The organism is Peribacillus sp. Bi96 (assembly GCF_918698115.1).
Taxonomy (GTDB): domain Bacteria; phylum Bacillota; class Bacilli; order Bacillales; family DSM-1321; genus Peribacillus.
Genome location: NZ_CAKKLV010000002.1, coordinates 280892 through 307830, shown reverse-complemented (window position 1 = coordinate 307830; position 26939 = coordinate 280892). Strand labels below are relative to the sequence as shown.

The 26939-nt window shown below is 37.5% G+C and carries 23 protein-coding genes and 1 pseudogene; 3 read left to right on the top strand and 21 right to left on the bottom strand.

Annotation, left to right across the window (positions count from 1 at the left end):
- Positions 1-41: 41 nt before the first annotated feature.
- The 7 genes and pseudogenes from LQ203_RS03940 to LQ203_RS03910 form a co-directional block, all read right to left on the bottom strand.
- Positions 42-545, bottom strand: coding sequence for a PCYCGC domain-containing protein (locus LQ203_RS03940; RefSeq protein ID WP_230155891.1), 504 nt, complete (start codon positions 543-545; stop codon positions 42-44).
- A gap of 279 nt (positions 546-824) precedes the next feature.
- Positions 825-2699, bottom strand: a pseudogene (gene pulA, locus LQ203_RS03935) (type I pullulanase); the annotation flags it as partial.
- Between the two features lie 462 nt (positions 2700-3161).
- On the bottom strand, positions 3162-5288 hold the full coding sequence (locus LQ203_RS03930) for an ATP-dependent Clp protease ATP-binding subunit (protein WP_230155890.1): 2127 nt from the start codon (positions 5286-5288) through the stop codon (positions 3162-3164).
- 431 nt (positions 5289-5719) lie between these two features.
- Positions 5720-6163 carry a C40 family peptidase gene (locus LQ203_RS03925; protein ID WP_230155889.1) on the bottom strand — a complete coding sequence of 148 codons (444 nt, stop codon included), beginning with the start codon at positions 6161-6163 and terminating at the stop codon, positions 5720-5722.
- A 418-nt stretch (positions 6164-6581) separates the two neighbouring features.
- Positions 6582-7208, bottom strand: coding sequence for a metal-dependent hydrolase (locus tag LQ203_RS03920; protein WP_230155888.1), 627 nt, complete (start codon positions 7206-7208; stop codon positions 6582-6584).
- Positions 7209-7674: 466 nt separating this feature from the next.
- Positions 7675-8586, bottom strand: a complete 912-nt coding sequence (locus LQ203_RS03915; protein ID WP_230155886.1) for a hypothetical protein — start codon at positions 8584-8586, stop codon at positions 7675-7677.
- A 240-nt stretch (positions 8587-8826) separates the two neighbouring features.
- Positions 8827-9717, bottom strand: a complete 891-nt coding sequence (locus LQ203_RS03910) for a selenium metabolism-associated LysR family transcriptional regulator (RefSeq protein WP_230155884.1) — start codon at positions 9715-9717, stop codon at positions 8827-8829.
- Between the two features lie 133 nt (positions 9718-9850).
- Between LQ203_RS03910 and LQ203_RS03905 the strand changes: the two genes are divergently transcribed.
- The gene (locus tag LQ203_RS03905) at positions 9851-10876 is read left to right on the top strand and encodes a YeiH family protein (RefSeq protein WP_230156138.1); all 1026 of its coding nucleotides are present in this window, start codon (positions 9851-9853) and stop codon (positions 10874-10876) included.
- Positions 10877-10901: 25 nt separating this feature from the next.
- On the opposite strand, the gene speD is transcribed toward LQ203_RS03905, so the two are convergent.
- The 11 genes from speD to LQ203_RS03850 all read right to left on the bottom strand — a co-directional run bounded on the left by speD (position 10902) and on the right by LQ203_RS03850 (position 21917).
- Positions 10902-11735 (bottom strand): adenosylmethionine decarboxylase, encoded by an 834-nt coding sequence (gene speD, locus LQ203_RS03900; RefSeq protein ID WP_230155882.1) that lies wholly within the window; start codon positions 11733-11735, stop codon positions 10902-10904.
- Between the two features lie 183 nt (positions 11736-11918).
- Positions 11919-12581, bottom strand: coding sequence for an ABC transporter permease (locus LQ203_RS03895; protein ID WP_230155880.1), 663 nt, complete (start codon positions 12579-12581; stop codon positions 11919-11921).
- A 17-nt stretch (positions 12582-12598) separates the two neighbouring features.
- The gene (locus LQ203_RS03890) at positions 12599-13516 is read right to left on the bottom strand and encodes an osmoprotectant ABC transporter substrate-binding protein (protein ID WP_230155878.1); all 918 of its coding nucleotides are present in this window, start codon (positions 13514-13516) and stop codon (positions 12599-12601) included.
- Positions 13517-13527: 11 nt separating this feature from the next.
- Positions 13528-14181: an ABC transporter permease gene (locus LQ203_RS03885; protein WP_230155876.1), complete on the bottom strand. Its 654-nt coding sequence runs from the start codon at positions 14179-14181 to the stop codon at positions 13528-13530.
- A gap of 12 nt (positions 14182-14193) precedes the next feature.
- On the bottom strand, positions 14194-15348 hold the full coding sequence (locus tag LQ203_RS03880; RefSeq protein WP_230155875.1) for a betaine/proline/choline family ABC transporter ATP-binding protein: 1155 nt from the start codon (positions 15346-15348) through the stop codon (positions 14194-14196).
- 208 nt (positions 15349-15556) lie between these two features.
- On the bottom strand, positions 15557-16732 hold the full coding sequence (locus LQ203_RS03875) for an acyl-CoA dehydrogenase family protein (protein WP_230155873.1): 1176 nt from the start codon (positions 16730-16732) through the stop codon (positions 15557-15559).
- A 501-nt stretch (positions 16733-17233) separates the two neighbouring features.
- Positions 17234-18508: an MFS transporter gene (locus LQ203_RS03870; RefSeq protein WP_230155871.1), complete on the bottom strand. Its 1275-nt coding sequence runs from the start codon at positions 18506-18508 to the stop codon at positions 17234-17236.
- 138 nt (positions 18509-18646) lie between these two features.
- On the bottom strand, positions 18647-19567 hold the full coding sequence (locus LQ203_RS03865; RefSeq protein ID WP_230155864.1) for a fumarylacetoacetate hydrolase family protein: 921 nt from the start codon (positions 19565-19567) through the stop codon (positions 18647-18649).
- 48 nt (positions 19568-19615) lie between these two features.
- Positions 19616-20389 carry a glucose 1-dehydrogenase gene (locus LQ203_RS03860; RefSeq protein ID WP_230155862.1) on the bottom strand — a complete coding sequence of 258 codons (774 nt, stop codon included), beginning with the start codon at positions 20387-20389 and terminating at the stop codon, positions 19616-19618.
- Positions 20390-20424: 35 nt separating this feature from the next.
- A complete protein-coding gene (locus LQ203_RS03855) occupies positions 20425-21585 on the bottom strand; it encodes a UxaA family hydrolase (RefSeq protein ID WP_230155860.1) in 1161 nt (386 codons plus the stop codon).
- An 11-nt stretch (positions 21586-21596) separates the two neighbouring features.
- Positions 21597-21917, bottom strand: a complete 321-nt coding sequence (locus LQ203_RS03850) for a UxaA family hydrolase (protein WP_230155859.1) — start codon at positions 21915-21917, stop codon at positions 21597-21599.
- Between the two features lie 526 nt (positions 21918-22443).
- Here LQ203_RS03850 and LQ203_RS03845 point away from each other — a divergent pair.
- Both LQ203_RS03845 and LQ203_RS03840 read left to right on the top strand, forming a co-directional pair.
- Complete coding sequence (locus tag LQ203_RS03845) at positions 22444-23310, top strand: AraC family transcriptional regulator (protein WP_230156136.1); 867 nt, start codon at positions 22444-22446, stop codon at positions 23308-23310.
- A gap of 353 nt (positions 23311-23663) precedes the next feature.
- Positions 23664-24479, top strand: coding sequence for an IS3 family transposase (locus LQ203_RS03840; protein ID WP_356713873.1), 816 nt, complete (start codon positions 23664-23666; stop codon positions 24477-24479).
- Between the two features lie 671 nt (positions 24480-25150).
- Here LQ203_RS03840 and LQ203_RS03835 read toward each other — a convergent pair.
- From LQ203_RS03835 to LQ203_RS03825, 3 genes are all read right to left on the bottom strand, one after another.
- Positions 25151-25828 carry an NAD(P)H-binding protein gene (locus LQ203_RS03835; protein ID WP_230155858.1) on the bottom strand — a complete coding sequence of 226 codons (678 nt, stop codon included), beginning with the start codon at positions 25826-25828 and terminating at the stop codon, positions 25151-25153.
- Positions 25829-25892: 64 nt separating this feature from the next.
- Positions 25893-26468: a histidine phosphatase family protein gene (locus tag LQ203_RS03830; RefSeq protein ID WP_356713815.1), complete on the bottom strand. Its 576-nt coding sequence runs from the start codon at positions 26466-26468 to the stop codon at positions 25893-25895.
- A gap of 24 nt (positions 26469-26492) precedes the next feature.
- The gene (locus LQ203_RS03825) at positions 26493-26837 is read right to left on the bottom strand and encodes a n-acetylglutamate synthase (protein ID WP_230156130.1); all 345 of its coding nucleotides are present in this window, start codon (positions 26835-26837) and stop codon (positions 26493-26495) included.
- Positions 26838-26939 lie beyond the last annotated feature (102 nt).

Here is a 26939-nt window from a genome sequence, read left to right as displayed (position 1 = left end):
CATTTTTACAATCAAATTTTCCTTTGGTGATATTCAATCCCTTAAACTTCAGGAGTTGGTGTTGGTTTGGCATATCCACTTTTATATTTTTCATCCACTTTATTCCTGATATCTTTAATGCTCATACCATCATTCAAGTCCAATATGGATTGTGCTGCTATTTCTAAGCAAACCCCGCATCTCGTCCCATGGTCATCCCAAACCACTTCACCATCTTCTTTATTCTCATGGATAAAACAATCGTAATTATTTTTATGGTTAGCTGATTCCCCGCACCCACAGTAACAAGGTATTTTTTCTAGTAAATCTTTATTTTGAGCAACAGCTAAATAGATTGTCTTCATATCGTCTGGTTTTTCAGATAGAAAATCCGGTGCTATTTCCTTACTGCTGGTCTCCTCCTGAAGATCTCCGGATACTGCATGTTCCGAATGTCCTTCATGGTTGCTTTCTTTTTTTTCGACCACACTTTTTTCTTCACTCGCACAAGCTGAAAGCATTAAAGAAGAGCAGATCGCTATCATCTTCATTAATTTAAGATTCATTTATTCACTCCTCGATCCATTTTGTTACCCCCATTTTATGGCATACAATCCATTTCTACAAGCATAAGGCTCCATCAATTTAAGGTTAAAAGAAAAATTCCATGAACTTCATTATTCAAAATTAAGTGAGTCCTGATTTTTTATAAGATAATACATCCATTTCTATCAGCGGCTATAGATAAGCATCATTGTAATCTATCTTAACTAAATTATCCTGATGTTTTAGTGCATATTTTGATAAGGTAAAGTGAAAGTATTCACTCACTTCTTTATTTTATCTCATCCATTACAAATTTGTTTTAAAACGAATGAACTTAAAGCGGGAACTGTTATATGCCCCCCTTTTATCCTTTCTATTTCTTCCAGACCCGCCTGCTGACCATTCACTAATACGGACCAATTCCCTTCTTGGGGAAGAGTAATGCTTATCGCGTCCCAATTTGCATTATGAATCACTGCGATTTTTGAATCATCTGCACGTAGAGTGTATGCAACGACATTCGATGGGGAATCAATGAATTGTAAATGCGTTTCGATTTCTTCGGGTGTACTTAATCTAAAAACCGAATGGTTTTTTCTTAGCGAAATGAGCCCTTTCATATATTCGACCTCGTAATCAAACTCCGCTCTTCTTTTCCAATCCAAACGGTTAACCCAGTCAGATGATTGATAGCTGTTTTCATCCCCGTCCTTCGTGCGCATAAATTCTTGTCCAGCATGAATCATCGGTATGCCCTGTGACAGTAAGACAATGGCGGAAGCTAATTTATGCATCTGTTTACGGCCATGTTCTGTTGCTTCCGGATTCGTGATGTTAAGTTTATCCCATAAGGTGAAATTATCATGCGCTTCAACATAATTGATGACTTGATCTGGTTTTTGATAAGTTGCAATATGATCATCGTATTTCAATCCGGCAGCGATACTTTTTCTTATAATATCCTCCATACCTGGCTTCCCATTAATAAATCCTTTATCATGCGCGTTCATCACGAATCCTTTTAACCCATCCCGGATTGTATCATTAAAATGTGCGATCCCAGGCATTTTACGTGCGTTTTTTTGATTCGCTTTTTGATCTTGGGCCAATGGTGTATTCATATCCCAGCCTTCGCCTAAAACAATGATGGTGGAATCAATTTCCACAAGTGCTTTTTTCACTTCATTCATCGTTTCCACATCATGAATCCCCATTAAATCAAAACGGAAGCCATCGAGGTTGAATTCTTCGGCCCAATAGGTGACGGATTCTACGATAAATTTACGCATCATTTTATGTTCAGAGGCCGTGTCATTTCCTACACCCGTGCCATTCGATAATGTACCGTCGGCGTTATAGCGAAAAAAGTAGGTGGGTACCAGTTTATTGAAGTTTGAATCAGCCACCGAATAAACGTGATTGTAAACCACATCCATGATCACACGCAGTCCCTGATCATGTAGACCTTGGATCATTTCCTTCAACTCCCGGATCCTTACTTTTGGTTGATACGGGTCAGTCGAGTATGAACCTTCTGGAGCGTTATAATTCTGAGGATCATATCCCCAATTATATTGCGGTTCATTTAATTTTTTTTCATTGACGGTAGCAAAATCGAATATGGGGATGAATTGCACATGGGTTACACCTAAATCTTTAATATGATCCAGACCCGTTTTCACACCATTCGGGCCTTTAGTGCCACTTTCAATTACTCCTAAGAATTTACCTTTATGTTGAATTCCACTTTCAGGATGAATCGACAAATCTCGTGTATGCAATTCGTAGATGATGATGTCCTCTGCTTTTCCGAGCGGTGGTTTATTCCGTGTCCACTTTTGTGGATTCGTGTCCGCTAAATTTATCACGACTCCTTTCTCTCCATTGACAGTGACTGCACGAACATAAGGATCTACAGCTTCACTCCAGATTTCTCCGACTTTTACCTTGTATGTATAAATCAATCCATCCTGATCACCGGTTAATTCAACTGTCCAGGTTCCCTTTTCCGAACGATCCATTTCAATTTCCATTCCATTGGAATTATCCCAATGTTCATAAGTGACAAGCTTAACTTCAGATGCAACGGGGGACCATAACCTGAAAGCCGTTTTATCTTTATGATAGGAATTTCCTAAGTCTTTTCCTTCAAAGTAATATAGCTGATCCAATTCTGCCGGGTTTAGTGAATGAATATTGGCAGTAGGCAGGGATTCCAATTGATTTTCCGTTTCTTTATCAGTAGGTTTTCGATTATTAGTATTTTCCTCTTCAAAATAAGAAAGTGAATCATTAATAGGTCATTCCTCCATTGAAATCCCCATTCCAAAACAGGAATTTATTTAATATATTTTTTCATATGCCTTGTTAAGAATAGGCTTTATCATACACTATTTGATCCCCTTTACCTATGATTCCACCGGAATGACGCTTAAAAACATTCGCACAAAAAATTATGGAGAAAATTCTGAAATTCGTTTCCGGATTATTAGAATTGTAATGTATCAATTTGTTTCGCTTCAATTTCTAACCTATTATAGACCTCTGAAGAATCAAGATAATAAGGAAAAACTTAAAAAAGATAAAAAAATGCCTCCATAACAGTTTTACGGTCTTGGAGGCATTTCTAGTACTCTTTATGGTGTTTTAATAATTTTCATCTGGTTATCTTCAACAATTGCAGTAAAGTTCATCACTTCAGGCTGCTCAAAGATAAAGTCGGTAATGCCGTCTTCGAGTTGTTCCTGAATGACTCTACGAAGCGGTCTAGCCCCGAATGTTGGATGGTATCCTAATTCAATCAGTTTTTGTTTTGCTTCATCTGTCACAACTAATGTTAATTCTTGTGCAGAAAGTGTTTCGTCAAGTTCAGAAATCATGATATCAACGATTTGCAGAAGATCTTCCTTCTTCAATGCTGAGAATTCAATGATGCTATCAAATCTGTTCAAGAATTCCGGCTTGAAGAAACTGCCCAATGACTGCAGAATGGACGCCTCTTCCACGGCTGTACTAGTACCGAATCCCATTACTTTTTGTTTTTCTCCAACACCAGCATTACTTGTCATGATAATCACAGTGTCTTTAAAAGTAACGGTTCGGCCTTGACTGTCGGTCAAACGCCCATCTTCTAGAATTTGCAGGAACATATGCATAACATCTGGATGTGCCTTTTCAATCTCATCCAATAAAATAATACTGTAAGGTTTACGACGAACTTTTTCAGTTAATTGTCCTGCTTCCTCGTGTCCAACGTATCCAGGAGGTGAACCAATTAACTTGGAAACACTATGTTTCTCCATGAACTCACTCATGTCTAGACGAATCATCGCTTCCTTATCTCCAAACAATTCCTCTGCAAGGGTTTTTGCCAATTCTGTTTTACCTACTCCAGTTGGACCAACAAAAAGGAAAGAACCGGTAGGACGTTTTTTGGATTTTAACCCTGCACGACTTCTTCTGACGGCTTTTGCAACCTTTTTAACGGCCTCTTTCTGACCAATGACTTTTTTCATAAGTTCCGCTTGAAGATGAATCATTCTTTCTTGCTCATCCTCCTGTAACTTACCTACCGGTATACCGGTTTTTTGTTCAATGATGACTTGAATATCCTCGACGGTAACAATTGGTTTGACTGAATTTTCTCCAGCTTGCAAGGACTTTTCCAATTTTTCTTCTTCATCACGCAGAACCGCCGCTTTTTCATATGCTTCTTCTTTTAGTGCCAGTTCTTTTTCTTTATAGATTTGGGCAAGACGCTCTTTCATATCTTCTTCCTGACCGTCTTCTATGGTCAAGTTCAATTTAGAACCCGCCTCATCCATCAGGTCAATCGCCTTGTCAGGGAGAAAACGATCTTGAATGTAGCGGTTTGAAAGTTCTACTGCAGCTTTCAGTGCTTCCTCACTATAACTGACCCCATGATACGCTTCATAACTTTCTTTTAATCCTTGTAAAATGACAAGTGCTTCATCTGTGGTCGGTTCATCGACCTGAACGGGCTGAAAGCGACGTTCAAGTGCTCCGTCTTTTTCAATTTTTCGATATTCAGACAATGTAGTCGCTCCGACAAGTTGAAGCTCCCCTCTAGCAAGCGCTGGTTTTAAGATATTTCCAGCATCCATTGATCCTTCTGCTGAACCAGCCCCGACAATTTGGTGAATTTCATCGATGAATAAAATGACATTTTTTCTTTCCTGTAATTCACCGATCAACTGCTTCATCCGTTCTTCGAATTGCCCCCGAATACCAGTGTTCGAAACAAGTGACGCGATATCAAGCATATACACTATTTTATTTCGTAACTTAACAGGTACTGAACCTTCAACGATGGCGAGAGCCAACCCTTCAGCAATGGCTGTTTTACCTACCCCAGGTTCACCAATTAAAACAGGATTATTTTTATTACGTCTATTTAGAACTTCTATGACTCGTTTTATTTCTTCATTCCTGCCGATAACCGGATCAATAAGTCCTGCTTTTGCAGCATCGGTCAGATTGTGTCCATACTCCTCAAGCAATCCTTCGTCTTCGTCTTCAACAGAATCCGATTGTGGCACTTCATTATAATTAAATGGATTGAATGAATTTTGGAATCCATTATATTGGAATTTTCCAGTATTCATCCCCCCCATCGCTGCTCCAAGTTTGTTAGTCTCTTCTTTATAACAAGTGGAGCACAGTTTCACATCATGCTCCTGACCATTCATATTTAGGTGAACATTAATATTAGCGTGGTTTACATGGCATTTTTCACAAAGCATGTAGTACTCCTCCTTTAAAATTATTACATTCACAATAAAACTTTGACCTTCTTTGACTTTCTGACTTTATTATACATTGACCTTCTTTGGCTTTCAATAATTTTGAACTGGAATTTTTTCCATAAAGAAATTAGGAATTTTCTAATACCAATAAGGATAGGTAACTTCATAGAAACATCCGGATTGGTTTGCTAATCATATTAAACTATCTATTTCCAGTCAAATAAAAAGATTCCATGTATGTCCTCTTTTATTGATTACCCCTTTGAGGACGAATCATAACATACACTCTTCTACTTAATTGCATCAAGGTGTCTTAGAGCTAACAAATATGGTTAATGTTGACCATGTCTCATCGACCCTTTTTTTAAACAAAAAAAAGAGACTTCATGAAGTCTCATACTCGTTACTATAAAGATGCTTTCCTTCTATTAAATGCGTTTTGCTCCAATAAACTTTGGCTTCCAATAACTATTATTGGTTTTAGCGTATGACACTCCCTTTGATGAGGAAGAGTGAATGAATTGATTGTCACCTATGTATATTGCCACATGTGTGGGTTTTTTAGCTTTATTTGGTGCAAAAAACATTAAGTCACCTTTTTGTAAGGTCTTAACCTTTGTTCCTTTTTTGTATATATCAGCAGCTGTCCTTGGTAGATTCTTGCCAGCTTTTTGATATGAATATTTCACTAAGCCTGAGCAATCAAAACCTGATGAGGAAATGCCACCCATTTTATATTTTGTACCTAATTCACTTTTGGCCACTTTAATCGCTTTTGTATGATATGAAGCTGCTTCCGCTTGCTCCCCTGCAAAAGATACCAAAGCAAGCATAATAGCTAATGACAATCCGACGACAATTTTCTTGAACAAAATATTTTACCCCCTGATGTAATCTGCTAAACCTAATATACTTGAAAAGCTATATCATTCGCATCACAGGAACTTTACAATTATGTTACATTTAGTAGATATAGGAAGAATGACCATATAAAAACTAAAAAAAAGTCGAATTTTGGCATGGATAATCAACTTTAATTCAATTTACATTTAAGTATCATTTTTCAAAACTAGTAAAGCTTCATTTCATAAAAAACAGTGGTACTGGTATTCAGGCCCAAGGAGACCCAGCAGGGGCAAAGAGCAACGAGTTCGGACTCGCCCCTGAAAGCCAGTACCCTACGTTCCAATCTATGTTCGAATTTTTATAAACCCTGAAAAAAACTGTAGATAAACTCTCGGCTTTCTTCGAGTTCGTCTACAGTCTGAATAGTGGAACTGGAATCCACTATTAAAATTCTTTTGAGAAAAATGGCAAAAATAACTTTACCCCTCGCTTATTAAAAGGTAAAAATTTCATGTCAGCGATTAAATGGCTTATGTATCCTAATAGACAAGTAGTGAAAATTCCTTCGATCTCAAGCGATGCTTGAATTTGAAAAGCAATGATGCCAAAGAAAGCGATGCCAGCAATCGAATGTGTATAACTTCTATGTGGTGTAAAGGATGCTAGAATAATATAAATGCCTAACAGCCATAACCAGTTTTCCTGTAAGGATATTCCGACACCTAAAACCCCTAATCCAGTCAGGGTCAACATATGCCTTTGTGTAATGAATGAGGATATTATGATCAGTCCAATTCCTGCCCCTACACCAATCCACTTTTCCTTTTCAAAACCTTCCAATACACTATAAATAATCAATAGAATCCCAATCGTTTGTGCTAACGTTCGGATAAACTTGTGTGAAAAGGTAATCCTATTACTTAACTTCCCATCAATATCCATGTCTGGCATCAGGCCTGAAACGCCCCCCATCCCAACCAAAAATAAAGTGGTGGTTGGATCGGTTTGTAATGTGTTTGCCGTTAAGAAGCCAACCGTTGCCCCTATTGCCATGTGTGCTGTACCGTTCACTGTCTCTCTCCTGTTCCACTATTGAAGTCGTCTTGCCTCAAAGAAACGAATGTTTGTTCGAACTCTTTATTATTACTATACAATACTTTTGATGGAATTTCTTTATTTCTAATTAAAAAAATGCAGGATTTATTATATTAACTTCTTCAAGAATGTCTATTTAAATGTTTAGATTGATTCAATCCAGTTCTTAATCTCCAAAACATTTTTTAATAAAATGGGGTTTTTCATGAAATTTTATCCAAAATATGAATATACTAATCTATAAGGGGAGTGATTCAGATAGCTTTTTTAAATGCCTTCAATAATTTTAAAAATGGGAAAAAGTCTAAGAAAATAAAGAACATGGATTTTCGGGAACAACACGTAAAGAAATCGTCTGAGCTCATTGGTAATAATGTAATTGTCCAAAATATTATTAACAATCATCTTTCCAAAAAAAATAACCACTTGTAGGGTGGTTTTTTTATTTACTGTGAAAAATCGCTTCATTTTTCTCCATCTTCTCGCTTACTTCATAAATATAGTTATACTGAAGATAGTAATCGTATATGACATTTTGCAGGATCTTGAGTAGTGATTTATCGAACGTATCAAATTCCGTTTGATAGCTATTAAGGACGGTGACAAATTTCCCATCCATGTTTTCAAAATAATGCAATAGGAAGTTCTTGTAATATTCACTATCACTGTTGCTTTTGTTCGAGATGCATGGATCACCAGTTTGGATCGACTTATCAAGCATCGCTTTAATGGATTTAGGCAGTTTTGCTTTCTTGAATTGGTTCAGGGTATATATATCATAAGTGAAGGTCAGTCCCAATTGATTGGAATAAAAGTCCACGGCGCTGTCCAGTGTATATATTAAGGGTGATTTAAAATCCTTGCTATTGGCAATTTCCTCTGATATCTCCAATTGATATTCTTCAGAAGTTAAATACGCTGCAAATTTCATTTTCGAACTGCTCATGCTAAATACTTCATAAACGGCTGCATCTTGTTTTTCAATTTCAATTTCGATATTAAAAAACTTAAAGTGCTTTAAACGGTAAAAAGCAATCGGTGCTAATAGGAAAAGCAGTATCCAAACAAGGTAAAGAAATAAAGTGTTAAAGATGATTTGATAAAATTCAGACGTTACGATCGGTTCGATGATTAATGTTATCAATGTATTTTCAAAGCCCTGAGAAATAGGTGGATTTGTGGCAGGAGCCACGGCTTCCTCTGGCTTATTCAAAGTTTGGATACCTAAATGAGCCATCGCTACTAGCGTATAAACAAAAATTAAAATGGTTCCAATCACATAAAATTTTGGCATGAATCCTATAATCCTGTCGAAAACAGAAATCCGCTTATCTTTCTGCTTCTCTATAGCCAATGTGGTTGCTCCTTTTAAGATTATTAATATCAGGAAAAGTCAAACAGGGACTTAGAACTTCCTGGAGACTACCTACTTAATTTATATGTTTGCAATAATGTGAAAATACGTAAAATTAGCTTATTGATTGACATATTCCAAAATACTTTCGACGTTTTCATTAAAATTAAAAATATTTCGTCGTTAAAAATGCCCACCCTCTTCATTATGAAAGGATGAGCAAATGTTTAGGGTTATTATTTAGGACGGCCCTTTTATCGCATATTCTTCGACCTTCCTTAAGAACAACTCCATGGCTTTTGATGCTTCAAAGTCTTTCTTTTTCACGATTGAAAAAGGTCTGATAATGGGTTCATTTTTCACATGAAAGGTTTTCAACTCATTGGATTTCAATTCTTTTTGTACTGTCAATCTGGATAACAGGGCAATGCCAAGTCCTGCCATCACCGCTTCTTTCACACCTTGGATACTGGTGAAAATGAAGCTTCGCTTGATGCTTAGCTCCAGGCTGCTCAGTAGTTTATCCGAATATGTACGAGTTCCCGATCCTTGCTCCCTAAGTATCCATATTTGGTTTTGCAGCATGTCACCCTCTATAATATCCATCTGTGAAAGTGGATGGACTGGGGGAACGACCACAATCATTTCGTCTTTCATGAATGGGATGACATCGATATCTTTATAATCCGTTTCCCCTTCAATCAAACCTATATCAATCTGATTGGAACGTATCCCTTGAATGACTTCATTAGAATTCGAGATGATGATTTGTATGTCCACCAGCGGATATTTAGCAGCATATTCTGCTAAAACTTTTGGAAGATAATATTCCCCTATCGTGAAGCTTGCCCCTATTTTCATCGTTCCGCTCACCACGTTATTAAATTCATTTATTTCTCTTTTTGCTGTTTCATAATGATTAAGCATTTGCTTTGCATGTCTATACAATATTTTTCCCGGCTCTGTTATTTGAACTTGTTTGGGAGAACGATAAATTAATTTCGTTCCTAACTCATTTTCCAAATTTCTTATGTGCAGACTGACTCCTGGCTGCGACAGGTTCAGTATATCCCCTGCTCTTGAAAAGTTTTTCTGTTCGATTACGGTTACGAATACTTTTAACGGATCCATAGTTACCTCCCTATTTACCTATGCGATTCATTTTATCATAAGTATAAGTTATCATTGATATAGCAAAAATATATTTCACTTATTTTTAATTTAGCATTAATGTTAAGGCATCAACAATGATGGAGTGATCACACTGGAACAAACAAACGTTAAAACAAAAAAACTTGGATTTACAAAAGGAATAGCATTGACTTTGCTAATTGCACTTGCAGCAAAATACTTAGCTGAGCTTCCATTCCTTCATATAATGGGACAGTTAGTCATTGCGATACTGATTGGTGTTGTTTGGAAATCGATAATTGGCGTTCCAGCTTACGCCGTTGCAGGGACAAATTATTCAAGTAAAGTCCTTTTGAGAATGGGCATTATCTTATTAGGAATGCGCTTGAACCTGAAGGATATTTTTAATGCGGGTCCGAAAACATTTGCGGTAGGCGCCATTAGTCTTGTATTTGCTATATTAGTAGTTTATGGATTGACCCGCCTATTTAAAGTTGAGAAAAAGCTAGGCATATTGACAGCTTGCGGAACGGGAATTTGTGGAGCTGCTGCCATCCTGGCAATTTCCTCCCAAATAAAAGCAAAAGAAAAAGATACCGCAATAGCTGTAGCGACGGTTGCTGTATTAGGTACAACCTTCACTTTCGGTTATACGATCCTATATCCAATATTGGAGTTATCCAATCCAGGATATGGTATATTTTCGGGTGCGACACTCCATGAAATTGCTCACGTCATCGCGGCAGCAGCACCGGGGGGAAATGAGGCAGTGGATTTAGCTGTCATGGTCAAGTTAACAAGAGTAGCCCTGCTTATCCCTGTTGCCATGATAATTGGATTCATCATGAATTGGAAAGAGCAATCCCGGGATAACGGAAAGGAATCTTCTTGGAAATCCATTCAGATACCATGGTTTATTTTTGGGTTTTTATTAATGAGCGCTCTCTATTCCTCAGGAGTTGTTCCTGAGTATATAGCCGAAAAGCTTGTTATGCTTTCTTATATCCTCATGGCTATGTCAATGGCCGGACTAGGATTGAATATTGACCTCGTAACCTTTAAGAAATATGGCGGAAAACCTTTTGTCGCTGGGTTGATAGGCTCTGTTCTATTAACATGTCTCGGGTATGGATTGGTTCTCGTTTTCCATTTAAATTAACATTAGCTAAACAAGCATCCCCTTATTAGGAATGCTTGTTTTTCTCTAATGGATGGGGAACATTTGCACCATAAAAAATTTCATCCATCTCCGTTCGAAGCCTTTCTATTATTTCCTGCCTTTCCTCTGTATTTAGTTTTTCCTCTGTATAACCGAATAAATAATTATTAATATCGAATCTTTTTAGTTTACATTTCGTATGGAATATATTTTCCTGATATACATTTACATCTATCATGTCATATAACCCCTTTACTTCTTCGGGGATATAGTTTTGGATCGAATTAATATCATGATCTATGAACAATTTCCGGCCATTTTTATCTCTGGTAAACCCTCTTACACGATAATCGATCGTGATAATGTCAGTATCGAAGGAATGTATGAGATAATTAAGGGCTTTAAGCGGAGAAATCTCTCCACAAGTAGAGACATCGATATCCGCCCTGAAGGTGCTAATGCCTTCATTTGGATGAAATTCAGGGTATGTATGTACGGTTATATGGCTTTTGTCCAGTTGCATGACCACATTATCAGGTAGAGGCCCTGGTGATTCCTCATAAGTTCCAGTGGGTACCTCAACGACAGGACCTTCTGAAACAAGTATGGTTACACTGGCGCCTTGTGGGACATAATCCTGTTTGGCCGTATTTAAAACATGCGCTCCAATTAAATCGGAAACGTTATGCAAAATCTTCGATAGCCTCTCTGCATTGTATTGTTCATCGATATAATCAAGATACGCCTCTCTCTCTTCCCTCGTTTTTGTATAACAGATATCATACATATTAAAGCTTAAAGATTTCGTAAGATTATTAAATCCATGAAGTTCAATTCGTTGCTCTGGTGTTAGTTTCATGATCGATTCCCCTTATATTTTTTTTACGACTACCCTTATAGTTACCCTTTATTTAAAATAAAAAACAAGGCAGGATAAGTTCAACTTCCAATTTCTAATGGTACTTGTACTTTTCGCTAAAAATACTTAAGAAAAAAGCCATTGCATGAAGCATGCAATGGCTTTTTTCCTGTCGTGCTTTGTTTAGATTGTATGAAATTTTTTCTTTTTTATCGGTGAAAGCACTCGTTCCAACCAACCGAGTAAAAGATCTGACAGAATGGCCATCAAAGCCGTCGGGATTGCTCCTGCTAGTATGATTGCAGTCCCATTTGAAGCATTGGTTCCCCTGACAATGATATCCCCGAGACCGCCTGCACCTACGAATGTACCAACGGCAGTTACTCCTATTGCAACAACAAGCGCTGTACGTAAACCAGCCATGATGACAGACAGGGATAATGGCAGTTCGACCATTCTTAATAACTGGAACTTCGTCATGCCCATTGCTTTACCGGATTCTAAATACGCATGATCTATATTTATAATTCCGACATACGTGTTCCTCATGATTGGCAGTAGGGAGTATAAAAACAATGACAAAATTACGGTATTTGTTCCTAACCCCATCACTAGCATAAGTAGAGCAAGCAGAGCCAATGCTGGTGTAGTCTGGATGACATTTGTGATCGAAAATACCCACTTACTCAGTTTTTTATGTTTTGCGATGAAAATGCCTACTGGGATCGCTATGATTGCAGCAAATAATACACCATAAGCGGACATTAAAAAGTGACGATAAAACTCTGTAAGTACATACAACCAATTTTGGGAATAATAAGTTCCTAGCTGTTGTAAAATTTCCATTAGTTTGCACCTCCCATTTATTCAAAATATTTATGTGCTTTGAGGAATTCCGTTGCCACGACCGATGGCTCTTTCAAGTTCCCATCAACTTCATAATTCAATTCCTGCATGGTTTCGGTATTAATTTCGCCAATTAACTTGTTAAGTTCATCTTCTATCTCCGGATACCTTTCCAATAAGTCTTCAGTAACGACTGGAGAACAATCATAGGGAGGGAAATATTGTTTGTCATCTTCTAATAGCTTCAAATCATTAACCTTAATCCGGCCATCTGAAGAGTATGCAAGGACAATATCCATCTGCCCACTTTTGACGGCATCGTATACGAGACCAATCTGCATCGGGTATGTTTCACCAAATTCCAAGCCATATGTATCGACGAATCCCTTATATCCATCTCCTTTTCTTTTCAGCCAAGCGCTATCGACACCTAACCTTAAATGATCGGCATCCTTTTCCAAATCAGATATTTTCTGATAGCCTTTTTTCTCTGCCAATTCATTTGAAATCGTAAAGGCATATGTATTATCAAAGCCATAAGAATCGAAAAATTTAAATCCATATTGCTTTTTAAATTCCCTTTGAACAACCTCCATTGCCTTTACTGGATCCTTTTCAATATCTTGTCCAAGAACGCTTGTTAAGTCCGTTCCCGTATAGCGAGTGGCGGCTATATCTATATCACCGCTCTCCATCGCTTTTTGCTGAACGAAATTCGAGCCTAAATTTTTGATGATTTTCGTATCGAGGTCCGTATTTCGTTCAAGGAGCTGAGCGATCATGTTTGCCAGGATTTCGGATTCTGTCATGCTTTGAGCACCGATTTTTACAGTGGTTTCAGACGACGAACCCAATCCAGGCAAGGAGCAGCCGCTGATGATTAATGTACAAACTATTAGGGCGATTATGATTGAACTTCTTATTTTTTTATGCATGGTATTCCTCCTCAAGCAACTTCCTTCATACCCTTTAATCCTTTTGGAACGACTTTTCGTTCTATGATCGAGAACACATAATCGACGAGGATGGCCATGATGATGACAGGTACTGCCCCAGCGATGATATATTCTGTTTGGTATAAATTCAAACCGATAAAAATGTAATCTCCAAGTCCCCCGCCTCCAATAAAAGAAGCCAAGGTGGCCCATCCAATTAAATAGACGGAAGCCGTACGGATACCAGCCATAATGACGGGGAGTGCAAGTGGGAATTCAACCAGACGAATTCTCTCCCAACTTGTCATACCGATGCCACGTCCGGATTCCAGCAGATTTTCATTTACGCCTTTGATGCCTGTGTATGTATTCCTGAGTATGGGTAAAACAGAATAGAAAAATAACGCAATAATTGCGGGTGTTTTCCCGACGCCTAAGAAAGGAATGAAAAAGGCTAGTACTGCAAGGCTCGGCAGCGTCTGCATAATATTTGCAATTCCAATGATAATGGAGGCGCTCCTTTTCATTCGAGTCAACATAATGCCAAGTGGTACTGCAACGATTATTCCAAGGAACACAGCGATCATAGATATGTATAAATGCTCCCATGCTTTATAAATCAATTCTTGCCAATTCGTTTGTAAAAAAACGAGCAATGATTCCATCTTCTACACCTCCTAGAACATTTCAGCCATTTCAGCCATTTGATTTTCTTCCTCTCCCCATATACTGTCATATACGATGTCGACCAATGTTGCTCTCGTTACAATTCCGACCAATTGTTTATTGTGGTCAACTACCGGCACGTATTTGAATCCCCGCTTCAGTATCTTCTGAACGGAATCACGGATTAAAGAGTCTTGATTCACTGAATAAACTTCTGTATTGATCATTTCACTAATGAATTTAGCTTTTTTACGGTATTCACTGATAGTTTCTACATCTACATACCCCTTTAAGGCATTTTGCTCATCGACCACAAGCAAGGAATCCACCCTTTTCTCGCGCATAATCTTGATGGCATCGGTAAGGGACTTTTCCTCTGTAATGGAAATCGGATTACGACTCATGATTTGTTCCACCAACTCAACATGCGGTCTTGTTTGAAGCAATCGATCTTTACCGATGAATTCTTCGACGAATTCATTCACTGGGTTTCTGAGAATTTCATCCGGTGTCCCCACTTGAACGATTTCCCCAGCCTTCAATATGACGATCCGATCCGCTAACTTAATCGCTTCATCCATGTCATGAGTAACAAAAACGATGGTTTTGTTAAGTGTACGCTGGAGATTTTTGAATTCCTCCTGAAGGGCATCACGAGTAATCGGATCAAGTGCACCAAATGGCTCATCCATTAAAATAAGTGGCGGATTGGAAGCAAGAGCTCTGAGGACCCCAATTCTTTGCTGCTGGCCTCCGCTCAATTCGTGTGGATACCTATCTAAATATTCAGGACCCATATCGACAAGCTGAAGCAATTCAAGAGCCCGGTCTTTTTTTCGTTTTTCCTCCCATTTAAGAAGTTTTGGAACGAGAGTGATATTTTCCAGAATCGTCATGTGTGGGAAAAGTCCGATTTGCTGAATAACGTACCCAATTTCCCTTCTTAACTGAACCGGATCTTTATCCATTATATTTTCCCCATTTATCAGGATCTGTCCTTCTGATGGTTCAATTAGACGGTTAATCATTTTCATGGTTGTCGTTTTACCGCAGCCACTTGGACCAATGAAGCAAATGAACTCCCCTTTTTTTATGTCCAATGAAATATTCTTTACAGCCTTCTTTCCTCCCTTATAGTTTTTCGATACTTTTTCAATTTTTAACATAACAAGCACCTCCATCATTCATAAACAATTACAAATTTTACAAAAACATTTCCTTTTTTTACGCACAGTCTGTTATACCCAGACGATAAGTTCCTTAAACATTTATAGTGTAAAACACTAGTTCTTTGTATTTATATTGAAAAAATGGAATAAAAAAACCACCTTTTTTTAAAAAAGGCAGTCAGTAGATTTACGTTAGGATCATGCCTCAAAACCCGTTATGATTGGCAATGAGGGTTTTCACAGTTGCATCTGACCCAGTATGGAAGGATGGCACAGTAATGTCTCGATGACGCCTGATAATTTTTTCGTCACCCTTATGTCCGTACCCATCATGTAACTGCATGCATCTTACAGAGATTCGCTTAGACATTTCCGTAATCCAATATTTTGCCATCGAAACCTCGGTAATGATATTCTCCCCATTCATATGTTTACAGACTAAATCATCGACAAAAGTACTGCCCAATTGAATATCGGTCGCTATTTCAGCAATGGTAAACCGTGTTTTTTGACATTGACTAATATTCTTATTAAAAGTTTTACGCTCTTTTACATATCCCTTCGTCAAGCGAAACATGTCTTTTGCAGCCACTAAAGATCCTATTGCACACAAAAGTCTTTCCTGCTGCAGGTTTTGCATGATATAAGAGAGACCTTTCCCTTCCTCCCCAAGGAGGTTGCCTACAGGTACTGCAACATCATCAAAAAAAAGGTCAGCTGTTTCCGAGCCATTCCCTCCATCTTTTTCTAGTTTTCTTCCACGTGTTAAGCCCGGAGTATCTTTATCTACCAGCAGCAAACTGATTCCGTCAAGAGAAGAAACAGCGTCAACATCGGTTTTGCAGGCTACAATCATCAAGTCGGCCCTTAACCCGTTTGTGATGAATGTTTTGGCTCCATTGATTCGATAATACCCATCTTTCTTGACGGCTGTGGTCTGAATATTTGCTAATTCGGGACCCGTTCCTGGCTCTGACAGAGCAAAGGCAGAAATCATTTCTCCAGTACTGAATTTAGGTAAATACCTATGTTTTTGATCTATTGTTCCGAATGAAGCAATATAAGGGGCCACAACATCAGAATGAATGGATATCCCTGCTAAGCCAGATCCGATCCTTTCCAATTCCTCTGACAGTACAACTGAATAGCCAAAATCCGCTCCGAATCCACCGAATTCCACATCAAGCCATGGACATAAAAATCCATTTTCTCCGATTCCTTTCCAAAGTAAACGTGGTACTTCCCCATCTTTTTCCCATTGATCATAATAGGGGATAGCTTCCTTTTCAAGAAATTCACGAAATGACTGTTGAAATAATAAGTGTTCCTTCTTGAAGAAGGAACGTGGTTTATCGTTAGTGACCGCCACCGTGTTAAACATAAGTTAACCTCCATTAGCAAATGATTTTGGTTGGTGCATCAATGTGAAATATCTTATATTCCACAACCATTCTCAAAAACAAAGATAATTGAAATATTAATGTAAGCGGTTACGATAAATGAGTTTTCAAACTGATAAAAATGGACCATAATATTCAAGTTCAACAAAACTATGGAATTCCCTTTTATAAATCTATTTTTTACCATTTGGAATTCCTTTTTGTATAGTATATTACATATTGCATACTAAAGAATGTGGTTGATACTTAACTGCCATATTATGGTGTTTCTTATATATTCTGACGAGGTTATTTTTAAAATATTAATCTATTATCATAACATGTGCTATTTAATGAATTTTTGAAGCTATCACACTGCCTGATGGACTAATCGGTTACTATATCAGTCTGTTTCTTTACTGCTTTAATTTATTACTGCCATACCTCGCTAACCTTTACATCTTGTATCGACCTGACCGTATAATCCTTGGAGTTTATTTGATTTACCTTAAGTCCATTTGATTGTTTATTTTTAACACTTCCAAATTAATTGGTTTTACATACCATATTACCGCCAATGATGCGAATATGGCTAAACTACCCGCTAATAGAAATGCTGCTGTATATGTCCCAGATACCTGAACAAGGTATCCTGTTACAGTTGGTCCAAGTATTCCAGCCGTATTTGCTAAGAAGTGCATAAAACCTCCAACTGAGCCAACATTTTGTTGATCTACAACATCCTGAACTATCGCCCAGTAAATAGATCCCGTTAAATACAAGAATAATACAGATGAAGCCACTAAACTTACAGCTCCTATAGTTGTTGTTACAATTCCTGCAAGTCCAATACACACTGCAGAAATAAACAAACATGTAACTAACACAACCTTACGAGAAAATAATATTCCTTTTCCAGCGAACTTTTTGTATACAAAATCGGATAAAAATCCACCGGAAGCTAATCCAATAAAACCCAATATCCACGGGATGACTGTAACAACACTCATTTCTTTGACATTTAATCCATGAGTATCTATTAAATAACTAGGAAACCAAGTTAAAAAGAAAAATAGAATATATGAATATGCAAAATAAGCAAAGGATGTAAATAAAACTGTTTTTTGTTTTAAATAAAAACTTAATGGAATTTTTTTATTTGAGGAAACTTTATTAACATGTTGTTGATTGCTTGGAATAGTTTCATTGTTAACTGCAGGTCTTTCTTTACTAAATAACCACCAAGCTATAGCCCATGCAAAGCCCAGTAGCATGATTATTATAAAAGAGATTCTCCAACCAAAACTAAGTGCTATTATACCAACAATAGGTCCTGCAATCGCTCCCCCTAAAGGAGTACCGCTATTTGCTAAACCGATAGCACCTGCTCGTTTGTCAGCTGGAAACCAATTATTAATCATTTTATTTATTGTTGCAGATAATGGTCCTTCTCCCATTCCAAAAAAAACACGAATAATAATTAAACTGACAAGTCCAAATGTCAGAGCAATTGCACCACTAAATATTGACCAAATAATCATGGCAACAAATAGCGTTAGTTTCGCTCCATAACGATCCGATGCCATTCCTCCAAGAAAATTGAACACAGCATACCCAACAGAAAAACTGCTAAAGACTATGCCCATTTGAGTAGGTGTTAAATTTAAATCATCTTGAATAAAAGGCGCTGCAATCGATAGTGCCGATCTGTCCAAATAATTAATAACACCAGCTAAGAAAAGCAAAATCATAATAGAAGTTCTACCCTTTGAAAACATATTCTTCCCCCTTAAAGTAAGCAGTGCATTTACTAACAACGAGCAGGTTCACCAAAGAATGAAGCCTGCCCGAAATCAAAAGGAATTAATTAGTGAACTATTTGATGTCGCATCCTAATTATCAAGCTAGCAGGAAATTTATGTTCTATTTTTTATTATAGAATCCTTTTCTTGAATAAATGTATTTGTTAATACTCCCAGCTTTTCAATTTCAACGGAAACGACATCGCCAGGCTTTAAATAAATCTGTTTTTCTTCCGGATAACCTAAAATAACTCCCTCCGGCGTTCCTGTTAGAATGATATCACCCGGAACTAACGTCATATGATTGGAAATATAACTCACAATATGGGCAACAGAAAAAATCATGTCCGACGTATTAGAGTTCTGACGCACTTCTCCGTTTACGATTGTTTTTATATTTAAATTCTGGGGATTTCCCACTTCGTCAGCCGTTACCAAATATGGACCCATTGGGCTGAAATCATCACATGTTTTTCCAAGCAGCCATTGTGGTGTCTTAAGCTGTAAATCCCTAGCGGACAAATCATTTACCGGACAATACCCAAACACATAATCGAGAGCATTTTCTTGTGAAACGTATTTTGCTTTCTTTCCAACTACAACACCTAGTTCTACCTCATAGTCTACCTTTTCTGTCATTTTAGGGAGGGCAATATCACATTGATGGCCTGTTAGTGTATTATTAAACTTGTTAAAAAGAATCGGAACTTCCGGATAAGGTGCATTTGTTTCATCTGCATGTTTACGGTAATTAAGCCCAACACAAATGATTTTATTTGGCTGAGTCACACAAGGTTCCCACTTTATATCCTTTTCATCCAAAACATAGGTATTACCACTATATAAATCATGGCGATTTACATATCTTTCTAATGCTGCTACTGCTGTTTGTCCACCTTCGATCACTTCCATGATATTCGTCGGTACGTTTTCCCCACCAATAACGGATAATGCAGATACTATATCAACAATACCATTATCCACTTTCACCCCAAGAGATTGTTTACCATTTTTCTTGAAAGTTAATAATTTCAAAATAACTCCTCCTCATAACCTTTCAAACTATTTCATATCTTTTTTCTCTCATGCATTTTTTCCGAAGACGACGCCACCGTCAATATAAAGCGGGGAGCCCATCATAAACTTTGATTCATCAGACGCTAAAAATAAAGCCGCTTTTGCAACATCTTCCGGTTTTCCGACATCGCCGCTTAATTGGCGAGTTTTTATATGTTCCATCGCTTCTTCCGGATTATCGTAAGAGGTTTTTAAATATTTTTCCACAAATGGTGTTAAAATCGTTCCCGGCAACAGCGCATTAACACGAATTTTGTAAGGAGCGTAATCAACCTGCATTGATTTTGTAAGTGCCAAAATGGCTCCTTTTGTAGTAGCATAAGAGGCTCTTCGCGCCAAGCCAATTTCGGCAACACATGATGACATATTGATAATGGATCCATTTTTTCTCTCCATCATGTGGGGCAAGACATATTTACTTGGCAAATAAACTCCTTTAATATTTACACTCATTACCCTATCCCAGTCGTCGGGTTCAATTTCATGCAGTTCGCCTATACCGCTAATGCCAGCATTATTGAAAAGAACATCAATTCTAGAATATTTTTCAACGACCTGTTGGACCATTTTTTTAACAGAATCGGTATCCGTTACGTCAGCTTGAATAAAGGTGGCTTCCCCGCCTAATGAAGTAATTTCCTCTACTGCTTGGTTCCCTTTATTTCCATCAATATCATTCACGATGATAGTGGCCCCTTCTTTTGCAAAAAGCAGCGCCGTACTTTTTCCAATGCCAGAACCCGAGCCAGTGATTAAAACTATTTTCCCCTGTAATCTCATCACACTCACACCTTTCGTTTCACTAAATTTGCTTCTTATAAGCTAATACCGATTCGATTAATACTAAACTCCTGATGACCGAGAATTTCTGACTTTGTTAAACTTCCCGATGATATATCCACAATCCCATCAAAAATCCGCTTTCCTGCCAGTTCTAACGTTTCTATTCCTTGCAATACAGTACTTATATCAATATCAATGTTATCGTTCATCCGTTTTCCAGTTAGCTCATTTCCGGTAATTTTAATGACTGGGACGATCGGGTTTCCTGTAGGAGTCCCACGGCCGGTTGTAAAGCAAACAACTTGTACCCCGGCGGCTGCCATGCCAGAAACACACTCGATATCATTTCCAGGTGAATCCATAAAGTAAAAACCTTTTCCTGGGATAGATTCCGCGTATTCCACTACCCCTTGCAATGGTGAAGTTCCTGCTTTACTAATACACCCTAACGATTTCTCTTCAATACTTGAAAGTCCACCTTCGATATTTCCTGGACTTGGATTGCCACCACGCATATCAACACCCATACGTTCGATTTCTTTTTCAAACCTCTCAACATAAGAATATAGTTTGTGACTAATGTCTTCGGAAACGGCTTTTTCAGCTACAATATGCTCTGCTCCAATAATTTCCGTTGTTTCTCCCATGACAATGCTTCCTCCTTCGCTGATGATTAAGTCTGAGGCGTTCCCTAAAGCAGGATTACTACATAATCCGGATGTTGAGTCTGATCCTCCGCATTTCACCCCAACAATGATTTCAGACAAAGAAATGTCTTCCTTAGAGATTTGTTGGATATCCATAACAAGTTTACGAGCTGAATCTATGCCTTTTTGAATAGTTTTAACTGAGCCTCCTTCATTTTGTATATCTAACCAGATGACGGGTTTGCCAGTCTCTCTTATTTCATCGCGAATTTGGTCGGCTTTCATCACTTCGCATCCAAGGCTTACGATCAATACAGCGCCGACGTTGGGGCTTTTCCCCATTCCTACAAGTACTTGATGTGTTCTTTCTTTATCATCCCCTACTTGACTACAACCATGTTGATGAGGAATCGCAACTGCTCCCGGCACTTGCTGCTGTATTCTGTTTACTACCTGATTTGCACAAACAACAGTAGGTAATAATAAAACATGATTTCGAATACCTACCTTTCCGTCTGTTCTACGATAACCTTTAATTATTGTCATTATAATTCCTCCTACTGCTCTGCTTTTTGATCTCCGCGTCCTCGAATGCCTTCAATATTATGAACATGTACATGTTCTCCTTCATCAATACACTCAGTTGCTGCTCCAATTGATTCCCCATACTTAATAATACGCTCTCCTTTTTTAAGCGAACGAATCGCAACTTTGTGACAGAATTTCACATCTTGCTGAACGATTATGTTATGTTTAATTCCGTTAAGAATAAAGGAAAGGTTTTCCCCCGCTTTGATATCACAAAGTAAAGTCACTACATTGTCCTTGGAATCCATGACAATACAAGAAACACCCGTTTTAAAAGAATATTCCCCCATCTATTTACACCTCACCACTACTAATTTTTTGGTAAGAAATGATCCAGTCTCCATCCAATATTTGACTGAAAAAAAAGCTCTTTTGAAAGAAAAATGATAGAATTCCCACGTACCTTCGTCCAAAAAAGCATCACAACTGAAGGATTAAGAAGTTTCATTTTTATATAATTTTTAATTTTCAGACTTTTATATTCAAAAAAATTCAACTACATACTTTCTTTAGCTGATAGAGAATCATTAATGAAAATTTTCGTAGGATCTGCCAGTAATTCTGTCCCCTCCTTTATGTTAGTTAAAAGTTTTGGATAATGCTTTCAAATTTCATTACAATTAATAAAGTGTAATCTTTATTAATAAATACCATTGTTTGGCTCTGAAACTTTAACAACATGAGACTTATTTTTTTTCTTATAATTATTGTATCATCAACTTTTTAAACATAAATTCCGGATTTTGTCGTATTTATACGGTTTTTTGATAAATTAGTGTTACCTACAAAACTATAGGGGTGATTTAATTGAAACCAGTGCAAAAAAAATTTGATAACAATACTCTTTTCCCTCTTTCCCTCGTCTATCAAGACACCAAAAGTACCGAAAGTGAACTGCCTGCACATTTTCATGACCGGTATGAAATTATATATGTTTATGATGGAGAAGGCATCTTTTTCATAGACAATGTATTTCATAATATTAAAAAAGGAGATCTAATTATTATCCCGGGGAATACTATTCATCACACAATTCATGATAAGGATAACCCTGTTACTTGTACGGTTATTTTCTTTAATCCTTTACTTATTCACAATAACTCTCTTGGAGAATCCTTCTCTTATCATCAACTTTTTGAAAAAAGCCAAAAAGCAAAGTACTATAAGTATTCCATGCAATTTAATCAACAAAAAGTGTTAGAATCTCATTTTGAAGATATGAACAGAGAGTCGACTGATGCAGAGTTTGGATTTAAACATGCCATTTTATTACAACTTCACATGGTGTTGCATTACCTTAACAGAATGGTTTTTCCATACAAATGCGAGTTCGCTTCTCCTAATTGGGGACCTTTATGGATGAAAGATATTTTATCTTATATTGAAAATAACTTTACGAATGGTTTGAGTCTGGTTGAACTTGCTAATAAGGCAAACGTTAGTACTGCACATTTTAGTAGAGTATTTAAGCAAATGATAGGATTAAACGTCTCCGATTATATCGTCCAAAAAAAAATTATTATGGCTAAAGAACTCCTACTGCATACCGATGAAAACATCTCGGTTATTGCTGAAAGAAGCGGATTTCAAAGTATGCCTCATTTTCATCACACATTTAAAAAACACTTAGGTTCTACACCTGGTGATTATAGGAAAAATAGGATCTTAATACTGGAAACATAATGAATGTGCAAAAGACATGAAAATCACAACGAATTAGAAGTACATTTAACGAAAGAAAGTGAACAATTGAATACAATGCCAAGATGTAATGTGTAAAAAACAAAAGTTTGCATTAAGAAATCATTACAAACTATTTAATTATGAGACAAACTAACCGAATTGTGCAGAATGATGCATAACTGCTAAAGATGGTTTTGTAATATATTCTAGCGAGGTAATGTTTGTAATATTGAATTTGCTTTATATCAGCTTTAACTGACATATAAAATTCCCCAGTCTTCAGCATCCTCTCAAACACTCCAACTCTGATGAGATGATTATCTGTTGTTTTTTGGGAACTTTTAACCGTTGATATTGGGTATTTTAGCACCGATGATGACAACTTCCTTAAGATTCCAAGAATCACGTATTATTATGAAGAAAAAATACCTTCACAAACAGATGAAGTAACCCCCAAGGTAATTGAAATTTTCCATACCAGCTGTCAAAACTATGGCACGCGGAAGATTAAAGTGGAACTCCAGAAATGCGGGTATCAGATTTCAAGAAGACGTATTGGTCGAGTGATGAAAGAAGAAGGCCTCGTGTCCACTTATACGATTGCCCAGTTTAAGCCCCATGGCTCAACGTGTAACGAATCGAAAAAAAAGAATGAGTTAAACCGAGAGTTCAGACAAGAAGAAGCATACAGCGTGGTTGTCAGTGATTTAACGTATGTAAGGGGCGAGAATAAATGGCATGACATCTGTGTATTGGTCGATCTTTATAATTTGGAAATTATCGGATACGGAACTGGCGCTCGGAAGGACGCACAGTTAGTGTACCAAGGCATTTCTTCCATTAAAGTTGAGCTAAATAAGATCATGTTATTCCACACGGATCGTGGAAGTGAATTCAAGAATAAATGGATAGATGAAGCATTAGAAACATTTGAAATCAAGCGTTCTTTGAGTATGAAAGGCTGCCCATATGATAATGCCTGTATTGAATCCTTTAATGCCCTATTAAAAAAGGAAGAAGTCAACCACGTACAATATCTAGACTATCAAACAGCTAAATTAGCGATGTTCCAGTTTATTGAAGGTTGGTATAACCGAAAAAGAATTCACAGCAGCTTGGGCTATCAAATCCCACAAGCCATTGAAGATTTGATTAGGAATACAGCTTAAGATTTAACTTTTTTGTGTCCAAAATATTGACTCACATCCACTGTCTACGAACAGAAACTAGTTCGTAGCTAATTCCTCTGTTTTAGACTTCCCTCCACGCTTTCGAAGTTTACAGTCAGTAATACCGTTTTCCTTTGAAAAGTCGTTTCTCTCATTTCATTAATTAAAAGACCACCAGCAAAAGAAGAATGTCCAACATAGTGTTTACCCCATCGTTAAACTTGTTCTTTTTAGTCAGCTTGACATGATTTAGTAAGAAAATCGTTCGCAATTAAAGGCTCACGGGATATATACAAACCGGATTAAAATCGAATTTGTCTACAATTGTTTAGGTGTGTACCAATAGAACGGTGATTGTATCGTAGTGCACTGTTTTTGAGCGGACGCTCCGCTCTCGGCTTAAGCCTGCTGAATCTCATTTAGACGCGTATTTCCTAAGCCAGATTCTGGCACCTTACGCACCATTCAACTTGGTTTTAACTTTTAGCTTAGTAAAACTTGAGGAATTGAAGTTTCTATCTAAACATGATTCTATTCAGCGAGATCAATTGAAATTATCTATTGATTAATGAATTTATACCGGTTGCTTTCGAACAAAAGAAGGGCCCTTTTTCTTCGCCCCAATACCTGAACCTCTGGCGAAGCAAAAGGAATTACAAAAGTGCGATCCCTTACTGATCATCCGAAGTTGCAAGCTTCTCGATTTCATCAGAATGATAAAGATGAACGCCTGCAGTCGATGTTTGGGCTGCAATAAACATGGCTGCAGCTACCTTTTTTGTTTCTATGGCACGGTAGGGACGCAGTGGTCCAATAAAGATGAATTGGGCGATGGAACTCAATATACCTGAAATCTTCTCACCTGCCCGGAATTCCTCCCGTTCGCCAAGAAGTAGTGAAGGGCGAAATATATGGACTGATTTCATGGCTAATTGTTGAAGTCCGCCTTCGACATCGCCCTTTACACGACTGTAAAAAAAGGCTGATTTTGAATTGGCTCCCATAGCCGTTATGACGAGTAATTTCTCAACATTGCAGCTCTTTGCGATTTTCGCCGCCTCCATAACATAGTCATAATCCACTTTACGAAACGCCTCTTTTGATTTTGCCTTCTTGATTGTTGTACCCAAGCATATAAAAACATCCTTGACGTTAAATAAATGCGCAAACGAAGATAAACGTTCGAAATCTACAGTATGTACGGTGCAATTCGGTTCATTAATTTCCACATGCCTTCTTGTCAGTAAGTGGATTTCCTTATAATTATGGCTATTGCTTAGTTGTTTAACGAGCTGGGTACCGACGACTCCCGTTGCCCCTAAAACCATTGCCGTCTTCTTATTAATCATGATTTCCTTCTTTCCTTCATGAGTTGGTGAAACGCATCCTTCGTTTCATTTATCTGTTATAGCATTATGATAAATGAGTTACTTGATTAAAGTCATTTATGATCCAAGAATCGGCCTCGAATCTAATCGTACTCAAACATGCATTAAACAATCGCATTTCAGTGGAAACGATTGACTCGTTTGACATCAACCGTAATATAAAATGAATCACAGCGCCATGTGCAACGAGTATTACTCTTTTCTTTGGAAACTCTTTTTGAATTTCTTGGAGCCCCTTCATCAGCCTGTTTCGTAAAGATTCTTGACTTTCCTGACCAGGATATACTTTATCTATGTATTTCGCTTCCCTTTCAGCTGATGTCAATCCTTCAGCGACGCCAAAATTCTTTTCAATGAATTCGATTTTTTCAATGACCGGAACATCCATATAATGAGCAATGATATCAGCCGTTTCCCTTGCCCTTATAAGCGGACTTGTAATGATTACATCCCAATCTTCTTTCATCAAAAATTCACCGCATTGCCGTGCCTGTATTTTTCCATGTTCATTCAAAAGTATATCGGTCTGCCCCTGCAGTTTTCCCTGTGCATTCCAATCCGTTTGGCCATGCCGTACTAAACAAATAGTCGTAATTGTCATCAAGCCTTTCTATATTGGATTAAGTTATCTTCCCTGTTCTTCAATGATCGAATGTCCTTCGGTCTGCTCAATATCTAACCATTTCCATTTTTCATGCAATCGTATTCTTCCGTCAGTCAATATCTCTGGTGTGGAAAAACAGCTGCCTCCTCTAATTTCCCCTTTTTCATTGATATGATTATACCTAAATTCTAGAGATCCATCCATATTGACAAACCCTATTAATGTCCCTTTAACAATCTCTCCACCCAGATAACTTCCTGAAAGAATGGAGCCTTCTTGTGAATAATGGAAGGTAGTATTTCCTGATACTTCTCCATTCTCTGAATTGACTTTAGCTTTGAATATCCGCCCATCATAACTAATAATGATACCAAATTAATAAAAAAAAGAATATTGAAAAATCTTATATTATTTTTATTCTATGTTAATGGATATGACACAAAAAATACATAATATTCCCCATTGAAT